Annotated in this window: 20 protein-coding genes; 10 read left to right on the top strand and 10 right to left on the bottom strand. The window is 72.8% G+C overall.

All coding sequences use genetic code 11. The annotated features are described in order from the left end of the window. Positions 1-84 precede the first annotated feature (84 nt). Positions 85-2,085 carry a beta-galactosidase gene (locus IRY44_RS24335; RefSeq protein WP_194802532.1) on the top strand — a complete coding sequence of 667 codons (2,001 nt, stop codon included), beginning with the start codon at positions 85-87 and terminating at the stop codon, positions 2,083-2,085. Between the two features lie 49 nt (positions 2,086-2,134). On the opposite strand, the gene IRY44_RS24340 is transcribed toward IRY44_RS24335, so the two are convergent. After that, the gene (locus tag IRY44_RS24340; RefSeq protein WP_194802533.1) at positions 2,135-2,785 is read right to left on the bottom strand and encodes a LysE family translocator; all 651 of its coding nucleotides are present in this window, start codon (positions 2,783-2,785) and stop codon (positions 2,135-2,137) included. A gap of 184 nt (positions 2,786-2,969) precedes the next feature. Here IRY44_RS24340 and IRY44_RS24345 point away from each other — a divergent pair, with 184 nt between their 5' ends. After that, positions 2,970-3,506, top strand: a complete 537-nt coding sequence (locus tag IRY44_RS24345; RefSeq protein WP_194802534.1) for a GNAT family N-acetyltransferase — start codon at positions 2,970-2,972, stop codon at positions 3,504-3,506. Positions 3,507-3,519: 13 nt separating this feature from the next. Here the strand turns inward: IRY44_RS24345 and IRY44_RS24350 are convergent, their stop codons facing one another. After that, positions 3,520-3,906 (bottom strand): YkvA family protein, encoded by a 387-nt coding sequence (locus IRY44_RS24350; RefSeq protein ID WP_135240145.1) that lies wholly within the window; start codon positions 3,904-3,906, stop codon positions 3,520-3,522. A 133-nt stretch (positions 3,907-4,039) separates the two neighbouring features. Between IRY44_RS24350 and IRY44_RS24355 the strand changes: the two genes are divergently transcribed. Continuing rightward, the gene (locus IRY44_RS24355) at positions 4,040-4,510 is read left to right on the top strand and encodes a DUF1992 domain-containing protein (protein WP_194802535.1); all 471 of its coding nucleotides are present in this window, start codon (positions 4,040-4,042) and stop codon (positions 4,508-4,510) included. A 6-nt stretch (positions 4,511-4,516) separates the two neighbouring features. Here IRY44_RS24355 and IRY44_RS24360 read toward each other — a convergent pair whose 3' ends face one another. Then, positions 4,517-5,083, bottom strand: coding sequence for a maleylpyruvate isomerase N-terminal domain-containing protein (locus IRY44_RS24360; RefSeq protein WP_194802536.1), 567 nt, complete (start codon positions 5,081-5,083; stop codon positions 4,517-4,519). Beyond that, on the bottom strand, positions 5,080-5,856 hold the full coding sequence (locus tag IRY44_RS24365) for a class I SAM-dependent methyltransferase (RefSeq protein WP_194802537.1): 777 nt from the start codon (positions 5,854-5,856) through the stop codon (positions 5,080-5,082). Before IRY44_RS24365 ends, IRY44_RS24360 begins: the two co-directional genes overlap by 4 nt. Before the next feature lie 223 nt (positions 5,857-6,079). Between IRY44_RS24365 and IRY44_RS24370 the strand changes: the two genes are divergently transcribed. Together IRY44_RS24370 and IRY44_RS24375 are read left to right on the top strand one after the other, a co-directional pair. Then, positions 6,080-7,012, top strand: coding sequence for a TerC family protein (locus IRY44_RS24370; RefSeq protein ID WP_194802538.1), 933 nt, complete (start codon positions 6,080-6,082; stop codon positions 7,010-7,012). A gap of 29 nt (positions 7,013-7,041) precedes the next feature. Beyond that, positions 7,042-7,899 (top strand): MBL fold metallo-hydrolase, encoded by an 858-nt coding sequence (locus IRY44_RS24375; protein ID WP_194802539.1) that lies wholly within the window; start codon positions 7,042-7,044, stop codon positions 7,897-7,899. On the opposite strand, the gene IRY44_RS24380 is transcribed toward IRY44_RS24375, so the two are convergent. Beyond that, on the bottom strand, positions 7,896-8,492 hold the full coding sequence (locus IRY44_RS24380; RefSeq protein ID WP_228532689.1) for a hypothetical protein: 597 nt from the start codon (positions 8,490-8,492) through the stop codon (positions 7,896-7,898). The two genes, IRY44_RS24375 and IRY44_RS24380, sit on opposite strands and share 4 nt — an antisense overlap. 205 nt (positions 8,493-8,697) lie before the next feature. On the opposite strand from IRY44_RS24380, the gene IRY44_RS24385 reads away from it, so the two are divergent. Further along, positions 8,698-9,159: a tetratricopeptide repeat protein gene (locus IRY44_RS24385; RefSeq protein ID WP_194802540.1), complete on the top strand. Its 462-nt coding sequence runs from the start codon at positions 8,698-8,700 to the stop codon at positions 9,157-9,159. A 15-nt stretch (positions 9,160-9,174) separates the two neighbouring features. Here IRY44_RS24385 and IRY44_RS24390 read toward each other — a convergent pair whose 3' ends face one another. Next, on the bottom strand, positions 9,175-9,768 hold the full coding sequence (locus tag IRY44_RS24390) for a TetR/AcrR family transcriptional regulator (RefSeq protein WP_194802541.1): 594 nt from the start codon (positions 9,766-9,768) through the stop codon (positions 9,175-9,177). A gap of 127 nt (positions 9,769-9,895) precedes the next feature. On the opposite strand from IRY44_RS24390, the gene IRY44_RS24395 reads away from it, so the two are divergent. Continuing rightward, positions 9,896-11,083: a macrolide family glycosyltransferase gene (locus IRY44_RS24395; RefSeq protein WP_228532734.1), complete on the top strand. Its 1,188-nt coding sequence runs from the start codon at positions 9,896-9,898 to the stop codon at positions 11,081-11,083. Between the two features lie 43 nt (positions 11,084-11,126). Here the strand turns inward: IRY44_RS24395 and IRY44_RS24400 are convergent, their stop codons facing one another. After that, positions 11,127-11,648: a DUF1062 domain-containing protein gene (locus IRY44_RS24400; protein ID WP_269696978.1), complete on the bottom strand. Its 522-nt coding sequence runs from the start codon at positions 11,646-11,648 to the stop codon at positions 11,127-11,129. A gap of 348 nt (positions 11,649-11,996) precedes the next feature. Between IRY44_RS24400 and IRY44_RS24405 the strand changes: the two genes are divergently transcribed. Next, a complete protein-coding gene (locus IRY44_RS24405; RefSeq protein ID WP_194802544.1) occupies positions 11,997-12,605 on the top strand; it encodes a TetR family transcriptional regulator in 609 nt (202 codons plus the stop codon). A 51-nt stretch (positions 12,606-12,656) separates the two neighbouring features. Then, positions 12,657-14,225, top strand: a complete 1,569-nt coding sequence (locus tag IRY44_RS24410) for an MDR family MFS transporter (protein ID WP_194802545.1) — start codon at positions 12,657-12,659, stop codon at positions 14,223-14,225. Between the two features lie 67 nt (positions 14,226-14,292). Here IRY44_RS24410 and IRY44_RS24415 read toward each other — a convergent pair whose 3' ends face one another. From IRY44_RS24415 to IRY44_RS24425, 3 genes are all read right to left on the bottom strand, one after another. Beyond that, complete coding sequence (locus tag IRY44_RS24415; protein ID WP_194802546.1) at positions 14,293-14,601, bottom strand: hypothetical protein; 309 nt, start codon at positions 14,599-14,601, stop codon at positions 14,293-14,295. Between the two features lie 135 nt (positions 14,602-14,736). After that, positions 14,737-15,555 (bottom strand): TIGR04222 domain-containing membrane protein, encoded by an 819-nt coding sequence (locus IRY44_RS24420; protein ID WP_194802547.1) that lies wholly within the window; start codon positions 15,553-15,555, stop codon positions 14,737-14,739. A gap of 13 nt (positions 15,556-15,568) precedes the next feature. Further along, a complete protein-coding gene (locus tag IRY44_RS24425) occupies positions 15,569-17,110 on the bottom strand; it encodes a glycosyltransferase family 39 protein (protein WP_194802548.1) in 1,542 nt (513 codons plus the stop codon). Between the two features lie 108 nt (positions 17,111-17,218). On the opposite strand from IRY44_RS24425, the gene IRY44_RS24430 reads away from it, so the two are divergent. Then, positions 17,219-17,707: a GNAT family N-acetyltransferase gene (locus IRY44_RS24430; RefSeq protein ID WP_194802549.1), complete on the top strand. Its 489-nt coding sequence runs from the start codon at positions 17,219-17,221 to the stop codon at positions 17,705-17,707. Positions 17,708-17,734: the final 27 nt, after the last annotated feature.

Here is a 17,734-nt window from a genome sequence, read left to right on the forward strand (position 1 = left end):
CCGCCAGTTTCTTTGGAAGCCCAACTAACTGTCAATGATCGACGGCATTGACTTTCCTTCTCACCTGTTCCTATTTTGGCCGGGATGCCAACTAAAACGCCGTGGGACGACGGCCGGCTCTGCTACGGCGGGGACTGGAACCCGGAACAGTGGCCGCCCGAGGTGTGGCGCGAGGACGTCGCCCTGATGCGCGCGGCCGGGGTCGACCTGGTCACCGTCGGCGTGTTCGCCTGGTCCCGGCTGGAACCCGAACCCGGCCGCTACACGCTCGGCTGGCTCGACGACGTCCTGGACCTGCTGCACGCGAACGGCATCCGGGCCGCGCTGGCCACCCCCACCGCGTCGCCGCCGCCGTGGTTCTCGCTGCAGCACCCGGACGCGCTGCCGGTCACCGCCGACGGCGTACGCCTGACCCACGGCAGCCGGGACACCTACTGCGCCGCCGCGCCCGCGTACCGCGACGCCGCCCGCAGCATCGCCGAGGTGCTGGCCGCCCGGTACGCGCACCACCCGGCGCTCGCGCTGTGGCACGTGCACAACGAGTACGGCACCACCTGCCACTGCCCGCACACCGAGGCGGCGTTCCGCCGCTGGCTCACCACCCGCTACGGCGACCTCGACGCGCTCAACGACGCCTGGGTCACCAGCTTCTGGAGCCAGCACTACTCCGACTGGGCTCAGGTCGGCACACCCCGCGCCACCCAGTACCTCGCCAACCCCGGCCAGCTGCTCGACTTCCGCCGCTTCTGGTCCGACACGTTGCTGTCCGCGTACATCGAGCAGCGGGACCTGCTCCGCGTGGCCAACCCGGCGGTGCCTGTCACCACCAACTACGTGCTCGGCGACTGGGTGCCGGTCGACCACGCCCGCTGGGCACGCGAGGTCGACCTGGTCGCGATCGACCACTACCCGTCCGCGACCGGCATGGGCGCCGAGGAGCAGACCGCGTTCGCCGCCGACGTGGCCCGCGGCTGGGCCCGCCACGGCGCCGGCCGTCCGGTGCCGTGGCTGCTGATGGAGAGCGCCCCCAACCAGATCCACACCGCCGGGCGCATGCACACCAAGGAACCCGGCCGGATGACCCGGCACAGCCTCGCCCACGTGGCACGCGGTTCCGCCGGCGTGATGTTCTTCCAGTGGCGCGCCCCGGCCGGCGGCGCGGAACGCTTCCACTCGGCTGTGGTGTCGCACGCCGGGGCGGACACCCGCGTGTTCCGCGAGGCCGCCGACCTGGGCGCCGCGCTGGGCCGCCTCGCCGGAACCGTGGCGGGCCGCGTCCAGGCGGCGGTGGCCATCGCGTACGACGCGGCGAGCGGCTGGGCGCTGCGGCACCCGGGGATGCCCCGCGACGCACTCGACCACCCCGGCGAGGCCGCCGTCGCGCACCGGGCCCTGTGGCACGCGGGCGTCACCGCCGACGTGGTGCCGCCCGGCACCCCGCTCGACGGTTGCCGGCTGCTCGTGCTACCCGCCCTCTACCTGGCCTCGGACGCCACAGTCGACTGGGTACGCCGGCACGTTCACGACGGTGGGCACCTGCTGGTGACCTGGCTCAGCGGCGTCGCCGACGAGCACGCCCGGGTACGCCTCGGCGGCTACCCGGGCGCGTACCGGGATCTGCTCGGGGTGCGGGTGGAGGAGTTCCACCCGCTCGCCGACGACGATCACGTGCCGCTGAGCGGGGGCGGGACCGGCCGGATCTGGTCGGAGACGGTGCACCCGGCCGGCGCGGAGACGGTGCGCGCCTACGCCGGGGGAGTGCTGGACGGGCGGCCCGCGATCATCCGGCACCGGGTCGGTGACGCGTACGCCTGGTACGTCTCCACCCGCCCCGACGACGACACCTACCGGCGGCTGCTCACCAAGGCAGCAGGGCTCGCCGGTGTGACCCCGGCCTGTCCCGGCGCGCCCGAGGGCGTCGAGGCGGTACGCCGCCACGACGGCCTGCTCTACCTGCTCAACCACACCGACCGGCCGCAGCGGGTGCCGACTGCCGGGTTCGAGCTGCTGACCGGCGCGACCGTCGACGGCGAGTTGACGGTGGCGCCCGGTGGCGTGGCGGTGGTACGCGAGGAGATCCCGTGACGCGCTCCGGCGGTGGGACTGCGGCGGGCGCTGACGCGCGTACCCCGGGTCAGGGGGTGGCGACGGCGGCGCGGGAGCGGTCGGCGGCGATCCGCACCGCGAGCGCCGCCAGCACCGTGCCCATCACCCACCGCTGCACGCGCGCCCAGCCCGGACGGCGGGTGAGGAACGCCGACACCGAGCCGGCGCTCAGCACGATGAGCGCGTTCACGGTCAGCGCCACGGCGATCTGGGTCAGGCCGAGCAGCAGACTCTGCACCGCCACGTGCCCCCGCGCCGGGTCGACGAACTGCGGCAGCAGCGACACGTACAGGATGGCGATCTTCGGGTTGAGCAGGTTGGTGACCAGGCCCATGATGAACAGGCGCCGGGGCCGGTCCGGCGGCAGCGGCGCCGGGGTGAACGCCGACGTGCCACCGGGGCGCAGCGTCCGCCAGGCCAGCCACAGCAGGTACGCCGCGCCGGCCAGCTTCACCGCCGTGTACAGCGGCGGGACCAGCACGAACACGGTGGCGATGCCGGCCACCGCGGCGGCCAGGTAGACCAGGAAGCCGACCGCCACGCCGAGCAGCGACACCAGCCCGGCCCGCCGCCCCTGCGTCACCGACCGGGACACCAGGTAGACCATGTTCGGCCCGGGCGTGAGCACCAGACCGAGCGCCACCAGGGCGATTCCCATGACCGCGCCGACAGTGACCACGTCGCCTCCCCGTTGCCGCCTTCCCGGACCCTACGCCCACCCGCCGCCCCGCACTGTCCCCGCCCGCCCTCACTGCGTCGATCATGAAGTTGACTGCCGGCGGTGCCCGATTTGTCGCCGCCAACCTCATGATCGCCGGGGCGGGGGGCGGTGGTGCCGGTGCTGCGGCGGTGATACTTGCCGCATGTCGATCGTGCTGTCCGCACCGGCCACCCCGACCGCTCCCGCCCTGCTGCTGCGCCCGTGGCGCGACGGTGACGCCGACGCGCTGATCGAGGCGTACCGGGATCCGGTGCTGCGCGCCTGGACCAGGCATCCGGTGACCGGACCGGCGCAGGCGCAGGTGTTCCTGCGGCGCAGCCACCAGGGCTGGGCGGCCGGGCACCGGTTCATGTTCGCGGTGCTGGAGGAGGACCGGGTGGCGGCCTGCGTGGTGCTCAAGGACGTCCGTCCGGGACGCCCGTCCGCCGAGATCGGCTACTGGACGGCCGCGCCGGCACGCGGCCGCGGCGTCGCGCCACGGGCGGTCGAGGCGGTCACCGCGTGGGCGTTCGCCCGGTTCGCCGCCGCCGGCCTGACCCACCTGGAGCTGCTGCACCAGGTCGACAACCCGGCCTCCTGCCGGGTGGCGGAGAAGAGCGGGTACGTCTTCACCGAGGTGCTGCCGGCCCGCGCGCCGTTCCCCCGGGACGGCCACCGCCACGTCCGCCGCCTGCCCTGACGGCGGCCCGGTCTCAGCGGCCGAGCAGGCGCAGCAGCAGCCTTGGCTCGCCCGGCCACGCGTCGAGCAGCACTTGCCGGGGCATCTGCCGGGCGGCGTAGCGCAACGCGAGCGCGACCACCACGATGTCGTCGAGCGGGCCGATCACCGGCAGGAACTCCGGGATCAGGTCGATCGGGCTGGCCACCCAGATTCCGGCGACCACGATCGCGACGCGGGCGCGGCGCGGCACCCGCGGGTCGCGGCGCAGCCGTCGTACCGCTGTCACGCAGTCGGGCACGAACGCGGCCAGATCACGCAGGATCCCCGGTGGCAGGCGCCGGGCCAGCAGCACCAGCACCGCCCAGCTCCCGACCAGGCAGGCCGCCGCCACCGCGAGTCCGATGAGCCAGTCGCGCACGCCGCCACCCCTTTCGGTACCCGGTGGCACGCTACGCGGCGGACCCGCCCGGCGCGCGGGAACAGCCCGGCCCCGCGCGACGCTGACTCTTGTCGGACGGTGGCGGTTACCGTGGGTACGGGAGGTGACGGCGGTGACGACAGGCTGGGAGGCCGCGGTCGAGGCGCAGATCCGCTCGGCCCAGGAGCGTGGCGAGTTCGACAACCTGCCGGGCGCGGGCAAGCCCATTCCGGGGCGCGACATGCCCTACGACGAGGGCTGGTGGATCCGCAGCTTCATGGAGCGCGAACAGATCCCGTCCGACCTGCTGCTGCCCACACCGCTGCAGCTGCGCCGCCGCATCGAACAGCTTCCGGCCGAGCTGCGCGACCTGCCCACCGAGGACGCCGTCCGCTCGTACGTGGCGGCGCTCAACACCGAGGTGGTGGCCTGGCTGCGTACCCCGACCGGGCCGCGCGTGGTGGTCCGCCCGGTGAACGTCGAGGAGGCGGTGCACCGCTGGCGCACTGATCGGGAACGTGCCGCGCCGGTCGTCGCGGCACCGGAGCCGCAGCACGCCACCTCGGCCCGCCCGCGCCGTCGGTGGCGCTGGTGGCGTCGCTGAGAGCGTTCAGGGACGTGCGGCCTGCCAGGTCCACGCGGTCCGCCGCGGCCTGCCGCCGAGCGGCGCGCGGCCGGTCAGCCACAGCAGCACCGGCGCCGGGTCGCCGTCCGGCGCGTCGGGGAACAACCGGCGCACCACCCGCGCGCACAGCCCGGCGGGCGGCGACCAGTTCAGGTCGAGCCCTCGGGTCAGGTCGTGCGTGTGCAGCACGATCTCGGCCACGCCCATCGCGGCGAACCCAGCCGGATCGCACGGGCCGAAGTGCCATGCCCGGTCGTCCGGGCTCGCCTCGTCGATGGTGGCGGCGAGCATCCCGGCCGCGGCCGCCGCGACGGTGAGCACCTCGGCGGGCGCGGCGTCGGCGCGTACCCGCAGGTCGAACGGGAGGTAGCCGCCGTCGGGCCGGCCGGACACCTGACCGGCGTACGCGACCAGGTCGTGCGCGATGTGCGCGGCCGTGGTCCAGCAGGACCAGTCCAGGTCGCCCGCGCGTACCGTCCAGTCCCGGTCGGCGGCGGGCCGCAGCACGGCGGTCATCGCGTCAGCGGCGGCGCGGACGTCGCCACCGTTCACCTGCGCCGTACCCGCAGTACGCAGGTGAGCATCGGCAGCGTGAACTCCCCGTCGGCCGTCTCCGGCCGGCTCGCCAGGTACGCGCGGATGCGGTCGAGCGTCTCGGTGCGTTCCCGTTCCGGCATGACGAGCATCCCGGCCCGGGTGGCGAGCGTCGCCACGAGCGAATCGGCGGTGCGGCGCTGCCCGTGCGGGAACTCCGCCTGCTCCGGCGAGCCGAACCGGGCCTCGCCGCTCTTCGGCAGGTGCATGGCCGCCGTCGCGGCGCGCCAGCTCGCGGGCGTGTCCCGGGGGCCGATGGCGGCGCTGCCGCTGACCGCCGCGAGCCCGGCGACCCAGTCGACCCGGTCGTCCACGACGTTCCACAGTCCGGCCAGGACACCGCCGGGGGAGAGGACGCGGGCGATCTCCGGCCCGGCCACGGACATGTCGAACCAGTGCATGGCGTTGCCGGCGACCACGGCGTCGACGGAGGCGTCCGGCAGCGGGATCGCCTCGGCGCTGCCGGACAGCGCACGTACGCCAGGCAGGGTGCGGCGGAGTTCGGCGAGCATCGCCGGGTCCGGCTCCACGGCCGCGACGTCGTCGCTCACCTCGGCCAGCGTGGCGGTGAGCTTGCCGGTGCCCGCGCCGAGGTCGAGAACCCGCGCACCGGGTGCGCCGTCGAGCGCCCACCGCAGGGCGGCCCGCGCATAGTCAGGGCGGTGTTCGGCGTACGCGGTGGCCGCCGCGCCGAACGAGGTGGAGTGCCGAAGTCGTGCGTCTTCGTCCATCCGGTCACCCTAGCGACGGCCCGGACTCCTTGACGTGCGAACACCACTTCGTGAATACTGGATCGTAGTTCGAGGGGGAGTACCCGACGTACCACGCACCGCCGTCAGTACGGGCCCGGCCCATCCGGATCCCGGCGGTGCAGCCACCGCCGTCAGTGGCCCGGGGAGACCTTCGTCCAGCAGCGCCGGCACCCGCCGGCCCGGGCGAGAGGTCTCCTTCGGTATGTCCGTGTCCTGGTGGATCTGGGCAGTACTCATGCTGGCGATCGCGGCGATGCTCGCCGTGGACCTGTTCCTGCACCGCGACAACCACGTCATCGACTTCCGTGAGGCAGCGGTCTGGTCCGGTATCTGGATCGCGGCCGGCCTGCTCTTCGGCGTCGTCCTGTGGGTCTGGCAGGGCGGCGACGTGGCGGGCACCTACTACGCCGGCTACCTGATCGAGAAGGCGCTGTCGATCGACAACGTCTTCGTCTTCGCGCTGATCTTCACATCCTTCGCCGTGCCCGCCGCGTTCCAGCACAAGGTGCTGTTCTGGGGGGTCATCGGCGCCCTGGTGTTCCGGCTGGTGTTCATCTTCGTCGGTGCCGAGCTGCTGGAGACGTTCTTCTGGACCGCGTACGTGTTCGGCGCGTTCCTCGTCTACACCGGCTACAAGATGGCGTTCCGCCACGGCGAGCAGACCCCGCCGGACCGTAACCCGGTCGTCCGGCTGGTCCGCCGGATCGTTCCGACCGACCCGGCCTTCCACGGTGACAGGTTTTTCACCCGGGTCGACGGGAAGCGGGTCGCGACCCTGCTGTTCGTGGTCCTGATCGCGGTGGAGGCCACCGACCTGATCTTCGCCGTCGACAGTGTCGCCGCGATCCTGGCGATCACCACCAGCACGTTCATCGTCTGGACCGCAAACGCCTTCGCCATCCTCGGCCTGCGCAGCCTCTACTTCTGCCTCGCCGGGCTGCTGCGCCGCTTCGTGCACCTGCACTACGGCCTGGCCGTTCTGCTCGCCTTCGCCGGCGTGAAGTTGATCCTCTCGGAGACGCCCGTCGGCAAGCTGCCCATCCCGGTCACCCTCGGCGTGATCGTGGTGACGATCGCGGTGTCGATCGTGTGGAGCCTGCGCAGCACCCGCGGCACCGCGCCGGACGGCAGCTGACGCGAGGACGGGCGCACTACCATCTGCGCATGGGCTCGGGCGGGGCGTCTGTCGAAGCCGTCTTCTTCGGCACCTCGACCGTCCACGTGTCCGACGGCAGCTCCGGAATCCTGATCGACGGTTTCCTGAGCCGGCCCTCACTGCTGCGCGTCGCGCTGGGCCGCGTGGCCCCCGACCTCGGGCGGATCACCGCCGCGCTCTCCCGGGCCGGCGTGACTCGTGTCGACGCGCTCTTCGTCTCCCACTCCCACTACGACCACGTCATGGACGCCCCCGAGGTGGTGAAGCACCTCGGGGGACGTCTGTTCGGCTCCGAGTCCACTCTCAACGTGGGACGCGGCGCGGGCCTCGACGAGCAGTCGATGACGCGCATCGCCGACGGCGACGAGTACCCCGTCGGCGCGTTCACCGTGCGCGTGTTCGTCGGCGACCACAGCCCGGGCAACAGGTTCCCGGGTGTGATCGAGGCGCCGCTCGTCCCGCCGGTCAGGGCGAGCAGATACCGCGACGGCGGGTGCTTCTCGTTCCTCGTCACCCACCCCGGCGGTTCGCTGCTGATCCACCCGAGCGCCAACTACGTGCCGCACCGGTTCGACGGGCTCGACGTCGACGTCCTCTACCTCGCGATCGGCGCCCTGGGGGTGCAGCCGCAGCAGTTCCAGAGCGACTACTGGCGGCACGTGGTGGACGCGACCCGGCCCGGCCTGATCGTACCGATCCACTGGGACGACTTCTTCGTCTCCCTGGACCGCGGGCTGCGGCCGCTGCCGAGGTTCTTCGACAGGTTCGCCGTGGCCAGGGCGTTCCTCGACCGCAAGAGCCGGGAGAGTGGCATCGCCGTACGGTTCCCGAAGCCCTTCGAGGTCGTCAGGCCGTTCGTACGCTAGGTGCTCTCGTCGCACGCGGCGCCGATCGCGAGTCGCACCTCGACCTGCCGTCCGGGCGACTTGATCACCAGCGGTACGCACGCCGGGCCCGCCACCCACGTGCCGCCGGTGTAGACCGACCATGCGGTCGACGCGCTCGCGGCCGGGCACGCCTCGACCTGCACAGTGGTCGCCGGGACGGCGCCCGGGCCCCACCCGATGCGGGCGCGGTCCTCCCAGCCGGGCGCCACCCGCACCTCCACGGCCGCTCCGGCCCGTACGAGCAGGCCCCATTTGGCGAAGAGCCGCGTCGGCCCTCGGTCATCGGACGACCCGGTCGGTTGCACCACAGTCGACGACACCGCCACGGTGTCAGCCACGACGCGGTACCCCTCACCCGGTTCCGGTGTCGTGGCGATCGAATCGGCGCACCGCAGGCGCTGCCCGCCCTCGGGCAGTGGTGGCAGCGGCGCGGCCTGCGCGCCGGGAGAGGAGGGGTCCGGCGCGGCCGGTGCAGGTCGCTCCGCATCGTCCTCGCTCGTACAACCTGCGGCTGCGAGCAGCAGGCAGGTGGTCAGGGCGACGTGCCCCCATCTCCGGTTAGCGGCGCGCACGCCTCGATCCTCCCAAACCTCGCCTTCGAGGCAAGCCCACGCGGGGATCTGTTTAACGGATTACCGGTAACAGCAATCCGATAAATCATGTGGTCAAACAGGACGAATCGACACCGCACCATAATGACAGTTATGTGCGCGCGGGTTCAGGAGGCCGCTGTCGGCGTACGATCAGGCCACCGCAGCCGACCCCAGAAAGCAGGCGATGGTGTTCGACGCGACGCTGACCCGGATCAACGACGGCGTGCAGATGCACCACCAGCACGGCCGACGGGAGGACGCCCGCGACCTGTTCGCCCGGATCTGGGACGAGATCGGCGGGGAACAGGGCGACCCCCTGCACGTCTGCGTCCTCGCCCACGCGATGGCCGACGTGCAGGACGACGCACGTCAGGAGCTTGCCTGGGACCGGCGGGCGCTCGCGGCGGCCGACCTGCTCACCGATGCCCGGGTCGCACAGGCCGGGGTGCCGATGTCGGTCGCCGGGCTGTACCCGTCGCTGCATCTGAACCTGGCGGAGTGCCACCGCAAGCTCGGCGAACTCGACCAGGCCCGGGACCACCTCCAGCGGGCCCGGGAGGGGATCGGCGCGCTCGGCGACGACGGCTACGGAAAGCTGATAAGGGCTGGACTCGATCGGCTGTCGCAGGAACTGGCCGCCGGATAGGCCGCAGACGACTGGCTAGCCGCTGGTGCGCGCTGACGGGGTGACGGCGGCGACGACCAGGTCGACGATGCCGTCGGCGTAGTCGTCGGTCAGTGGGCCGTTGCGCAGCAGCCAGCGGTGGTAGAGCGGGCCGAACAGCAACTCCACCACCTGGTCCAGGGCGGCGTCGGGGCGCACCTGGCCGGCCTCGCGGGCGGCCTCCAGGCGGGCGCGGACCGCGTTCAGCTGGGGACGGAGCAGCCGGTCGCGCGCCTGGCCGCCCAGGTCCTCGTCGGCGAGTGTCTCGATGGTGACGGCGCGGGTGGTGGCGGACAGCCGTGGATCGGCGAACTCGGCGACGGTGGCCCGGAGCACCTGGCGCAGATCGGCCCGCAGGTCACCGGTGTCGGGAAGGGTGATGACCTCCGGCATGTCGTCGGCGAGCGCGTCCAGGATGACCGCGCCCTTGCCGCGCCACCAGCGGTAGATGGTCTGCTTGCCGACCCCGGCACGGGCGGCGATCGCCTCGACGGTCAGGGCCTGGTAGCCGGTCTCGGTCAGCAGCTCCAGCGCGGCGGCGAGGATCGCGCGGCGGGACTGCTCGTTGCGGCGGGTGGGCTGCGGGGTCACAGCGAGAGCCTACAACGAGACGAGACGTATCGTCTTGACGGCCACGTCGAGCTGTGCTCTGCTTTGGCAAGCGAGACGGGACGTCTCGTCTCAACAGAGATCAGGAGATCACGTGCCGCACATCGCAATGGTCAGCATTCCGTTCCACGGCCACGTCAACCCGAGCCTGGAGATCATCAGTACCCTCGTGCGGCGCGGTCACCGGGTCACCTACGCCAACGATCCCGCCTTCGCCGAGGTCATCCGGGCCACCGGCGCCGAGTTGAAGCCGTACACGTCGACGCTGCCCGCCGACGGCGGCGCCGGCATCGACGACCCGATCGCGCAGCTCACGCCCTTCCTCGACGATGCGATCGCCATGCTGCCGCAGCTGCGGGCCGCCTACGCCGACGACCGGCCGGACCTGTTCCTCTACGACATCGCCGGCGCGCCGGCCCGGCTGCTCGGCGAACAGTGGGGGATCCCGGCCGTCCAGCTCTCCTCGACGTTCGTCGCCTGGGACGGCTACGAACAGGAGATGGCGCCCGCCGTGGAGGCGATGCGGGCCGATCCGCGCGGCGCCGACTACTACCGGCGGTTCACTGAATGGCTGACCGCCGAGGGTTCCTCGGTCACCGACAGCATGGCGTTCCAGGGGCGGCCGGTGCGCAGTCTCGTCCTGCCACCGGAGGCGCTCCAGCCGAACGCCGACCGGGTGGACCGGTCGGTCTACAGCTTCGTCGGCCCGGTGCTGGGCGACCGCTCCGGCCAGGGTTCCTGGGTACGACCGGAGCGCGCCGAGAAGGTCCTGCTCGTCTCGCTCGGCTCTGCCTTCACCCGGCAGCCCGAGTTCTACCGCCGCTGTGTCGCCGCGTTCGGTGACCTGCCCGGCTGGCACACCGTTCTCCAGATCGGCAAGCACGTCGAACCCGCCGAACTCGGTCCCGTCCCGGACAGCGTCGAGGTGCACCGGTGGGTGCCGCAGCTGGCCGTACTGGAGCAGGCGGACGCCTTCGTCACCCACGCCGGCATGGGCGGCAGCAGCGAGGGTCTCTACTGCGGGACGCCGATGATCGCCGTACCGCAGGCGGCCGACCAGTTCGCGAACGCCGAGCAGCTGGCCGCGCTCGGCGTCGCCCGGGTCGCCGACTCGGCCGGCGTCACCGCCGCGGAACTGCGCGAGACGCTGCTCGCCCTCACCTCGGACCCCGTCGTGGCCGCCCGCAGCGCGGAACTCAAGCGGCAGGCCCGCGCCGCCGGCGGCGCCGACCGGGCCGCCGACCTGATCGAAGCCGAACTCGCCGCGGTACGGGGCGGCGCCGCGAGCGGCGGGTGAGGCGTGGTCGCGGCGGCACCCGGCCGCCGCGACCACGCCCCGGTCAGTCCTCCGCCAGCACCGTGAAGGTGAAGGCGGAGCTCGTCGGACGCTTCAGCGGAATGTCGCACTTGACCCGGCGCAGCACCTCGGACCGGGTGAGCCCGAACCGGCGGGCGATGAGCCGGTCCGGGCGTACCGGCACCGGGTCGGCGAAGGTGACGTCCACCTGGACGGGCCACCGGTCCAGCGGCACCGTGGGCGCATCGAGCGTCCACGCGTCCGTCCAGTCCAGGGTGAAGCGGCAGCGCCGGGCGAACGCCGGATCCAGCAGTGTGGCAGCCACCAGGGCGGGGTCGTTGAGCTGGTGGCCGTGCAGCTCGGTGGGATCGAACGAACTGACGGCCGCCCGCTCCCGGACGGTGAGCTTGACGGTGCGGTCGCAGGACACGCACCGGACGAGCAGCCACACGTCCAGCAGCTTGCCGTTGGCGTTGACGCGGAACCGGCCCTTGGCGGCGGTGGCCGACTCGGCCCGGCAGACGGCGCAGCGCAGCGACAGCAGCGGAAGGCGGGTCCGGCGCACGACCCAGGGCAGCACGATATGCGGTTGGGATGACATGGAGACCTGATCTCTGAAGACCTGACGCGAGGCCGATTACGCGCGGCCTCGGACGCTGTGGCCGGGCGCGCGAGGGCAGCCCGGGGAGCCGGCGCGCAACGGCCGGCTACAGGCGTGGGGAACGTGTCAGGTTCTAGAGAGCAGGAGGGGTCACGCGAAATCGTCCTTCTTCGCTGCGGCAGGAGTGCGGGAAACGTACGGGACGTCCGGAACCGCTCTCAACCCGTTTTCCGGCGCCGCTGCCATGCGGCGCCCGTCACTTCACTCACTAAAAGTTTGCACTGTCTGCAAGATCACTCGTAGAGTCGGCGCGTGACCCCGGATCAGAGCCGCCCCGGCCTGCGTGACCGCAAGAAGCGCCAGACCCGCGCCGCCCTCAGCGCCGCCGCGCTGCGCCTGGTCGCCGAACGCGGCCTGGACCAGGTGACGGTGGAGGAGATCAGCGAGGCCGCCGACGTGTCGGCCCGCACCTTCTTCAACTACTTCCCCAGCAAGGACGAGGCGCTGCTCGGCGACCAGCCGACCGACCGCGAGGTGCTTGCCGCCCGCATCGTCGCCGCCCCGCCGGAGCTGTCCGCGTTCGACGCGCTGCGGCAGGCCTTCGACGACGTGGTCGAGGCCATCGAGGCAGATCGGGACGTGTGGCTGCTGCGCCTGCGGGTGATCGCGGCGAACCCGTCGCTTCTTCCGCGCCTGATCAGCGGCAACGCCGAGACCGAGCAGGTGATCGTCGCGGCGGTGGCCACCCGGCTGGGGCTCGGCCCGTGCCACGGCCACCCGACGCTCGTCACCACAGTCGCCGGCGCGGTCTTCCGCACGGCCCTCATGCAGTGGGTCGAGCGACCCGGCACGGCGACGCTGCGCGAACTGACCGCCGAGGCGTTCGCCGCCGTCGCCGCCGGCCTGCCCGACCCGTACTGACCCCTCCCGCCCGCGCACGGCCGCTCGCCTGCGCACACGACAAGGAGTTCGATGACCACCGCCACTGTTCCGCCCGCCGAGACGGGTACGCGGATGTCACGCCGGGAGGTCCTCCAGGCGTTGTCCGGCCTGATGGTCGGCATGTTCGTGGCGATCCTCGCCTCGACGGTGGTGGCGAACGCGCTGCCCCGGATCATCGCCGACCTCGACGGCAGTCAGACCGTCTACACCTGGATCGTCACCAGCGAGCTGCTGGCGATGACCGCGACGGTGCCGCTGTGGGGCAAGATGGCCGACCTCTACAGCAAGAAGCTGCTGATCCAGTTGTCTCTCGGCCTGTTCGTGGTCGGCTCGCTGGTCGCCGGCTTCACCCCGAACGTCGAGGTGCTGCTGTTCAGCCGGGTCATCCAGGGCATTGGCGCGGGCGGCATGACCGCGCTCGCCACGATCGTCATGGCGGCCATGATTCCGCCGCGTGAGCTGGGCCGGTACGCCGGAATCTTCGGCGCCGTCTTCGGTGTCGGCACCATCGCCGGCCCGCTGATCGGTGGCGTCCTGGTCGACACGTCCTGGCTCGGGTGGCGCTGGTGCTTCCTGATCGGCGTGCCGTTCAGCCTGCTGTCCATCGCGCTGCTGCAGAAGACGCTGCACCTGCCTGTGGTACGCCGCAAGGTCCGCATCGACTGGCTCGGCGCCCTGCTGATCACCTCGGGCGTGTCCACGCTGCTGATCTGGTCGTCGCTGGCCGGCAACAAGTTCGACTGGGCGTCCGGCTGGACCGCGCTGCTGGTCGGCGGCGGGCTGGCGCTGCTCGCGCTCGCCGTGTTCGTCGAGTCCCGCACCGAGGAGCCGATCATCCCGCTCGGCATCTTCCGCAACCGCACCGTCAGCCTCACCACGATCGCGAGCATCCTCGTGGGCGTGGCGATGTTCGGCGGCACCGTCTTCCTGTCGCAGTACTTCCAGACCTCGCTCGGCAAGTCGCCGACGGCGGCCGGCCTGATGAGCCTGCCGATGGTCCTCGGCCTGCTGGTCTCCTCGACGGTGGCCGGCCAGCTGATCACCAAGTACGGCCGATGGAAGATGTTCCTGGTCGCCGGCGCCGCGGTGATGACGGTCGGCATGCTGCTGCTGAGCACCATCGACGCGAACACGAGCGTGCCGATGCTGTCGGTGTACATGGCGGTGCTGGGTGTCGGCGTCGGCATGCTCCTGCAGAACCTGGTGCTGGCCGCGCAGAACGACGTACCGGCCGCGGAACTCGGCGCGGCCACCTCGGTGCTGACGTTCTTCCGCAGCATGGGCGGCGCGGTCGGCGTGAGCGCGCTCGGCGCGGTCCTGGCGAACCGGGTGACCTCGCTGACCGTCGAGCGGCTGGGCCCGATCGCGACCGGCGGCGGATCGGCCGAGGTGCCGGACCTGTCCGCCCTGCCGGAACCGGTGCTGCGGATCGTGCAGGACGTCTACGGCATCGCCACGTCGGAGATGTTCCTCATCGGCGCGCCGTTCGCGCTGCTCGCCCTGATCGTCGTGCTGTTCATCAAGGAGAAGCCGCTGAACACGCTCAGCGGAGACGAGCGCCGGGCCCGCGAGGAGGCGGCAGCAGCCGGCATGCACTGACCGCGTCCGGTCGAGCGTGACAGGCCGCCCCCGGGAGCACCGGGGGCGGCCCCTTTCTCCCGTACGGTCAGCGTTCGGTGCGGTCGTTGATCTCGGTGCCGGACTCGCCGGGCATGGCGCCGATCGCCTCCTCGGCGGCCCGGCCGCCGGTGCTCTCGTCGCCCTGCGTCAGCGAGCTGCGGGGCAGCCCGGCCAGGTGCGCCGGGTCCTCGATCGGCTGGGGCGGCCACTGGTCCTGCGTACCGTTCGTCACCCCGGCGCGGCGTAGCGCCTCGACCAGTTGGTCCGGCGACAGGCGGTCGACCTCCTGTATGCCGGCCCCGCGCGCAATCGCCTGCAGTGTCTTCAGGTCTTCGCTCACGAATGTCTCGGCCATGCCCGAGCCTTCCCGGCCCCCAAGACAAGGAAACCGGCGGGCCTGCCCCGTCCGGGTCGATCATGAAGTTGTACCGGACAAACCGGGGCGCCGGACACCGTCAACCTCATGATCGACGCGAAATGGGGGGTTCGGTCAGCGGCGGGCGGGTTTGCGGTCGGGGCGAGGACGGTCCCGTTCCGGGTCGACGCCCACCTGCACGGCGAACGCCGGGTCCACCGCGAGCAGGGGACGGGGGCCGAACAGGGCCATTCCGGTGAGCAGCGTGTCGGTGTCCCGGCCCTGCCAGACCGGGCGGCGCTCGGGGTCGAGGTCGGCGTGCTCGCGGCGCAGCCGTCGCAGCAGCGCGCGGGCGGCGGCGCCGGTCTCCGGCACCTCGGTCAGCCACCAGCCACCGAGCGCGGTGGCCAGGCAGCACAACAGCAGCCCGGCGACCGACGCCGGACCGCCCGCCGAGCGCCCCTCGACAGCGCTGTCCACGAGCCGGGTCAAACCGACCGCGGCGACCGCGAACAACGGCACCGTGCCCAGCGCGATCCGCCGCCGCTGCCCGGGGGTGAGCAGCCAGCCGTCGCGGACCAGCCGCCCGACCGTACGGCGCAGCGCCCGGCCCACCGCCGGGTCGGCGAGCACCGCCGCCCAGGTCTGCGGGCGGCGCAGCGCGGAGTGCAGGGCGCGCACCAGCGCGGGCGAGCCGGCCGGGGGCGGTCCCTGCGCGTGCAGGGTGGCGAGTTCGCCGACGTCGACCCCGCCTGCGCGGCGCAGCGCGGCCACCCCGACCTGGCAGGCCAGCAGCGCCCGGTCGGTCAGGTACGCCAGCTCGACCCGGTCGGGTGTCGCACCGCGGGTACGGCGGCCGGTCAGTTCGCGTACCGCCACGGCGATCACGACTGCCACGGCGACCGCGCCGAGGTAGTCGAGGAGGAAGATCGGCCCGCTGACTCCCCAGAGCATGGCGGCAATTATCTCAGGAGCCGTGGCGTACCTCGGTGTCCCAGATCTGTGACCACGGACGCCGCAGGCCCCGGGCGAGGAAGATCGGCTCGCCGTTCTCGTCGTTGTCGACGTCGACCCGCTGGTCGACCCGGCCCGCCTCGGTGAGCTCGGTGAACCAGGCACGCAACGGCTCCGGCCGGGACCAGCCGACGACGATCACCACGTCGGCGTCGTCGGGCGGCCGGCCGAACGTGGCCATGCTGTTGTGCCCGGAGTACGCGCGGGGCAGTCCCCGGGCCGGCCCGTACCGGGCCAGCGCGCCGGCCTCGCCGTAGTTGCCGGTCAGCACCACCGCCCGGTCGCGCTCGGCCGGCGGCAGCGCGCGGTGCACGGCGGCCACCGAGTCGGCGAACTCGGGCCAGCCGATGGTCTCGCCCGCGTCGTAGTTGGCCGCGACCACGAACCCGGGCAGCCGGTCGGCCGGCAGCGTGGGCAGCAGCAGCACCGCGCTGCTCGCGGCCATCAGCACGGCGGCGGTGACCAGCAACGCCTGCCGGACCCGGGGCGCGCCCCGCCGCGCCCACGCGACGACCGGCACCACCCCGGCGGCGGCGAGTACCAGCAGCAGCGGCGCGTCGTAGTAGCCCTTGCCGCCGGCCACCACCACGATCGCGACCACCACCAACCACGCCCAGGCAAGCGACCGGTACGCCGCCCAGGCCGGCCGGCGCAGCAGCGCCACCAGCCCGGCGACCCACACCGGAACAGCGAACGGGCTGATGATCAAGAACTGGAGCACCACCGCGTCGATCCGGCCGCTGTAGGAGCTGTCCCCGTCGGCGATCGACGCGGCGACGTCGAGCTGCGGGAAGCCGTGCGCGGCCTGCCACGCCGCGTACGGCACGGCGAGCAGCGCGGCGACGCCCGCACCGGCGAGCACCCACCGGTCCCGCAGCAGCCCGCGCGGCCCGGCGATCAGCAACCCGGCGACCAGGCCGACGCCGAGCAGCGCGGGCAGCGGCTTGTTGAGCAGGCCGACACCGAGCGCGAGCCCGGCGCCGAGCGCCCACCGGGTGTCGCCGGTGCGCAGCATCCGTACCACGCACAGCGTGGCGGCCAGCCACACCAGCAGGTCGACGCTCGTGGTGCTGAGCAGATGGCCGCCGGCCAGCACGATGCCCGAGGCGGCGGCGAGCACCGACGCGGCCGTCTGGGCGGCGCGGCCGGCGCCGAACTGCCGGGCGGTCGCGGCGACCAGGACCACCGCCGCGCCGCCGATGAACGCCGACGGGGTACGCAGCACCACCAGGTTGCCCGGCGCGATCGTGTCGGCCAGCCGGGCCAGGGCCGGCACGAGGGGCCCCTGGTCGACGTAGCCCCAGTCGAGGTGCCGGCCGCACAGCAGGAAGTACAGCTCGTCGCGGTGGTAGCCGTAGCGGCCGGCCAGCGACAGCAGCACGACAGTGAGGACCGCGCCCACCACCAGGGACGCGGCGGTACGCGGACCGGCGGGCGGCGGGCCGCCGGGTGCGGCGGCCTCGCTCCGATCGATGTCGGCGACTGATTCGGCCACCCGTCCATGATGGCCCCGGCCGGTGGTCCGTCGATGCCCCGCCACCCTCGGCCGGGTGGACGGAAACCGGTGGCCGGACGGCCGGGGCGGCGGCTAGCGTGCGCGCCGATGCTGATTCGTGACTACACAGACGCCGACTGGGCCCCGGTCCGGCCGATCCTCGCCGACGTCATCACCGCCGCCGACACGTTCCCGTACGACCCGGACTGGCCGCCGGAGACGTTGCGGGAGGTGTGGGTGGAGCGCCCGCCGGGGCGTACCTCGGTCGCGGTGGACCACGACGGCGCGGTGTGCGGCACCGCGAAGATGGGCCCGAACCGGCCCGGGCCGGGCTCGCACGTGGCGACGGCGAGCTTCATGGTCGCGGCGGACGCCCGCGGCCGGGGTGTGGGCCGGGCGCTGTGCGAGGAGGCGCTGGACTGGGCCCGGCGGCAGGGTTTCGCCGCGATGCAGTTCAACGCCGTGGTGGAGACCAACGCGGCAGCCGTGGAGCTGTACCGGCGGCTCGGCTTCACCGTCATCGGCACCGTGCCGGAGGCGTTCGCGCACCCGACGCTGGGACGGGTCGGGCTGCACGTGATGCACCGGCGGCTGTGAGCCCGGCGGCCGGAAAACGCCTCGCCG

It is taken from the genome of Micromonospora sp. ANENR4 (genome assembly GCF_015354395.1).
GTDB lineage: Bacteria > Actinomycetota > Actinomycetes > Mycobacteriales > Micromonosporaceae > Micromonospora > Micromonospora aurantiaca.

What these genes read in the sequence shown, in the direction of transcription:
- IRY44_RS24335 (WP_194802532.1), top strand. Translation starts at nt 85, where the DNA reads ATGCCAACTAAAACGCCGTGGGACGACGGCCGGCTCTGCTACGGCGGG.
- IRY44_RS24345 (WP_194802534.1), top strand. Translation starts at nt 2,970, where the DNA reads ATGTCGATCGTGCTGTCCGCACCGGCCACCCCGACCGCTCCCGCCCTG.
- IRY44_RS24365 (WP_194802537.1), bottom strand. Translation starts at nt 5,856, where the DNA reads ATGGACGAAGACGCACGACTTCGGCACTCCACCTCGTTCGGCGCGGCG.
- IRY44_RS24370 (WP_194802538.1), top strand. Translation starts at nt 6,080, where the DNA reads ATGTCCGTGTCCTGGTGGATCTGGGCAGTACTCATGCTGGCGATCGCG.
- IRY44_RS24375 (WP_194802539.1), top strand. Translation starts at nt 7,042, where the DNA reads ATGGGCTCGGGCGGGGCGTCTGTCGAAGCCGTCTTCTTCGGCACCTCG.
- IRY44_RS24385 (WP_194802540.1), top strand. Translation starts at nt 8,698, where the DNA reads ATGGTGTTCGACGCGACGCTGACCCGGATCAACGACGGCGTGCAGATG.
- IRY44_RS24395 (WP_228532734.1), top strand. Translation starts at nt 9,896, where the DNA reads ATGGTCAGCATTCCGTTCCACGGCCACGTCAACCCGAGCCTGGAGATC.
- IRY44_RS24410 (WP_194802545.1), top strand. Translation starts at nt 12,657, where the DNA reads ATGACCACCGCCACTGTTCCGCCCGCCGAGACGGGTACGCGGATGTCA.
- IRY44_RS24415 (WP_194802546.1), bottom strand. Translation starts at nt 14,601, where the DNA reads ATGGCCGAGACATTCGTGAGCGAAGACCTGAAGACACTGCAGGCGATT.
- IRY44_RS24420 (WP_194802547.1), bottom strand. Translation starts at nt 15,555, where the DNA reads ATGCTCTGGGGAGTCAGCGGGCCGATCTTCCTCCTCGACTACCTCGGC.
- IRY44_RS24430 (WP_194802549.1), top strand. Translation starts at nt 17,219, where the DNA reads ATGCTGATTCGTGACTACACAGACGCCGACTGGGCCCCGGTCCGGCCG.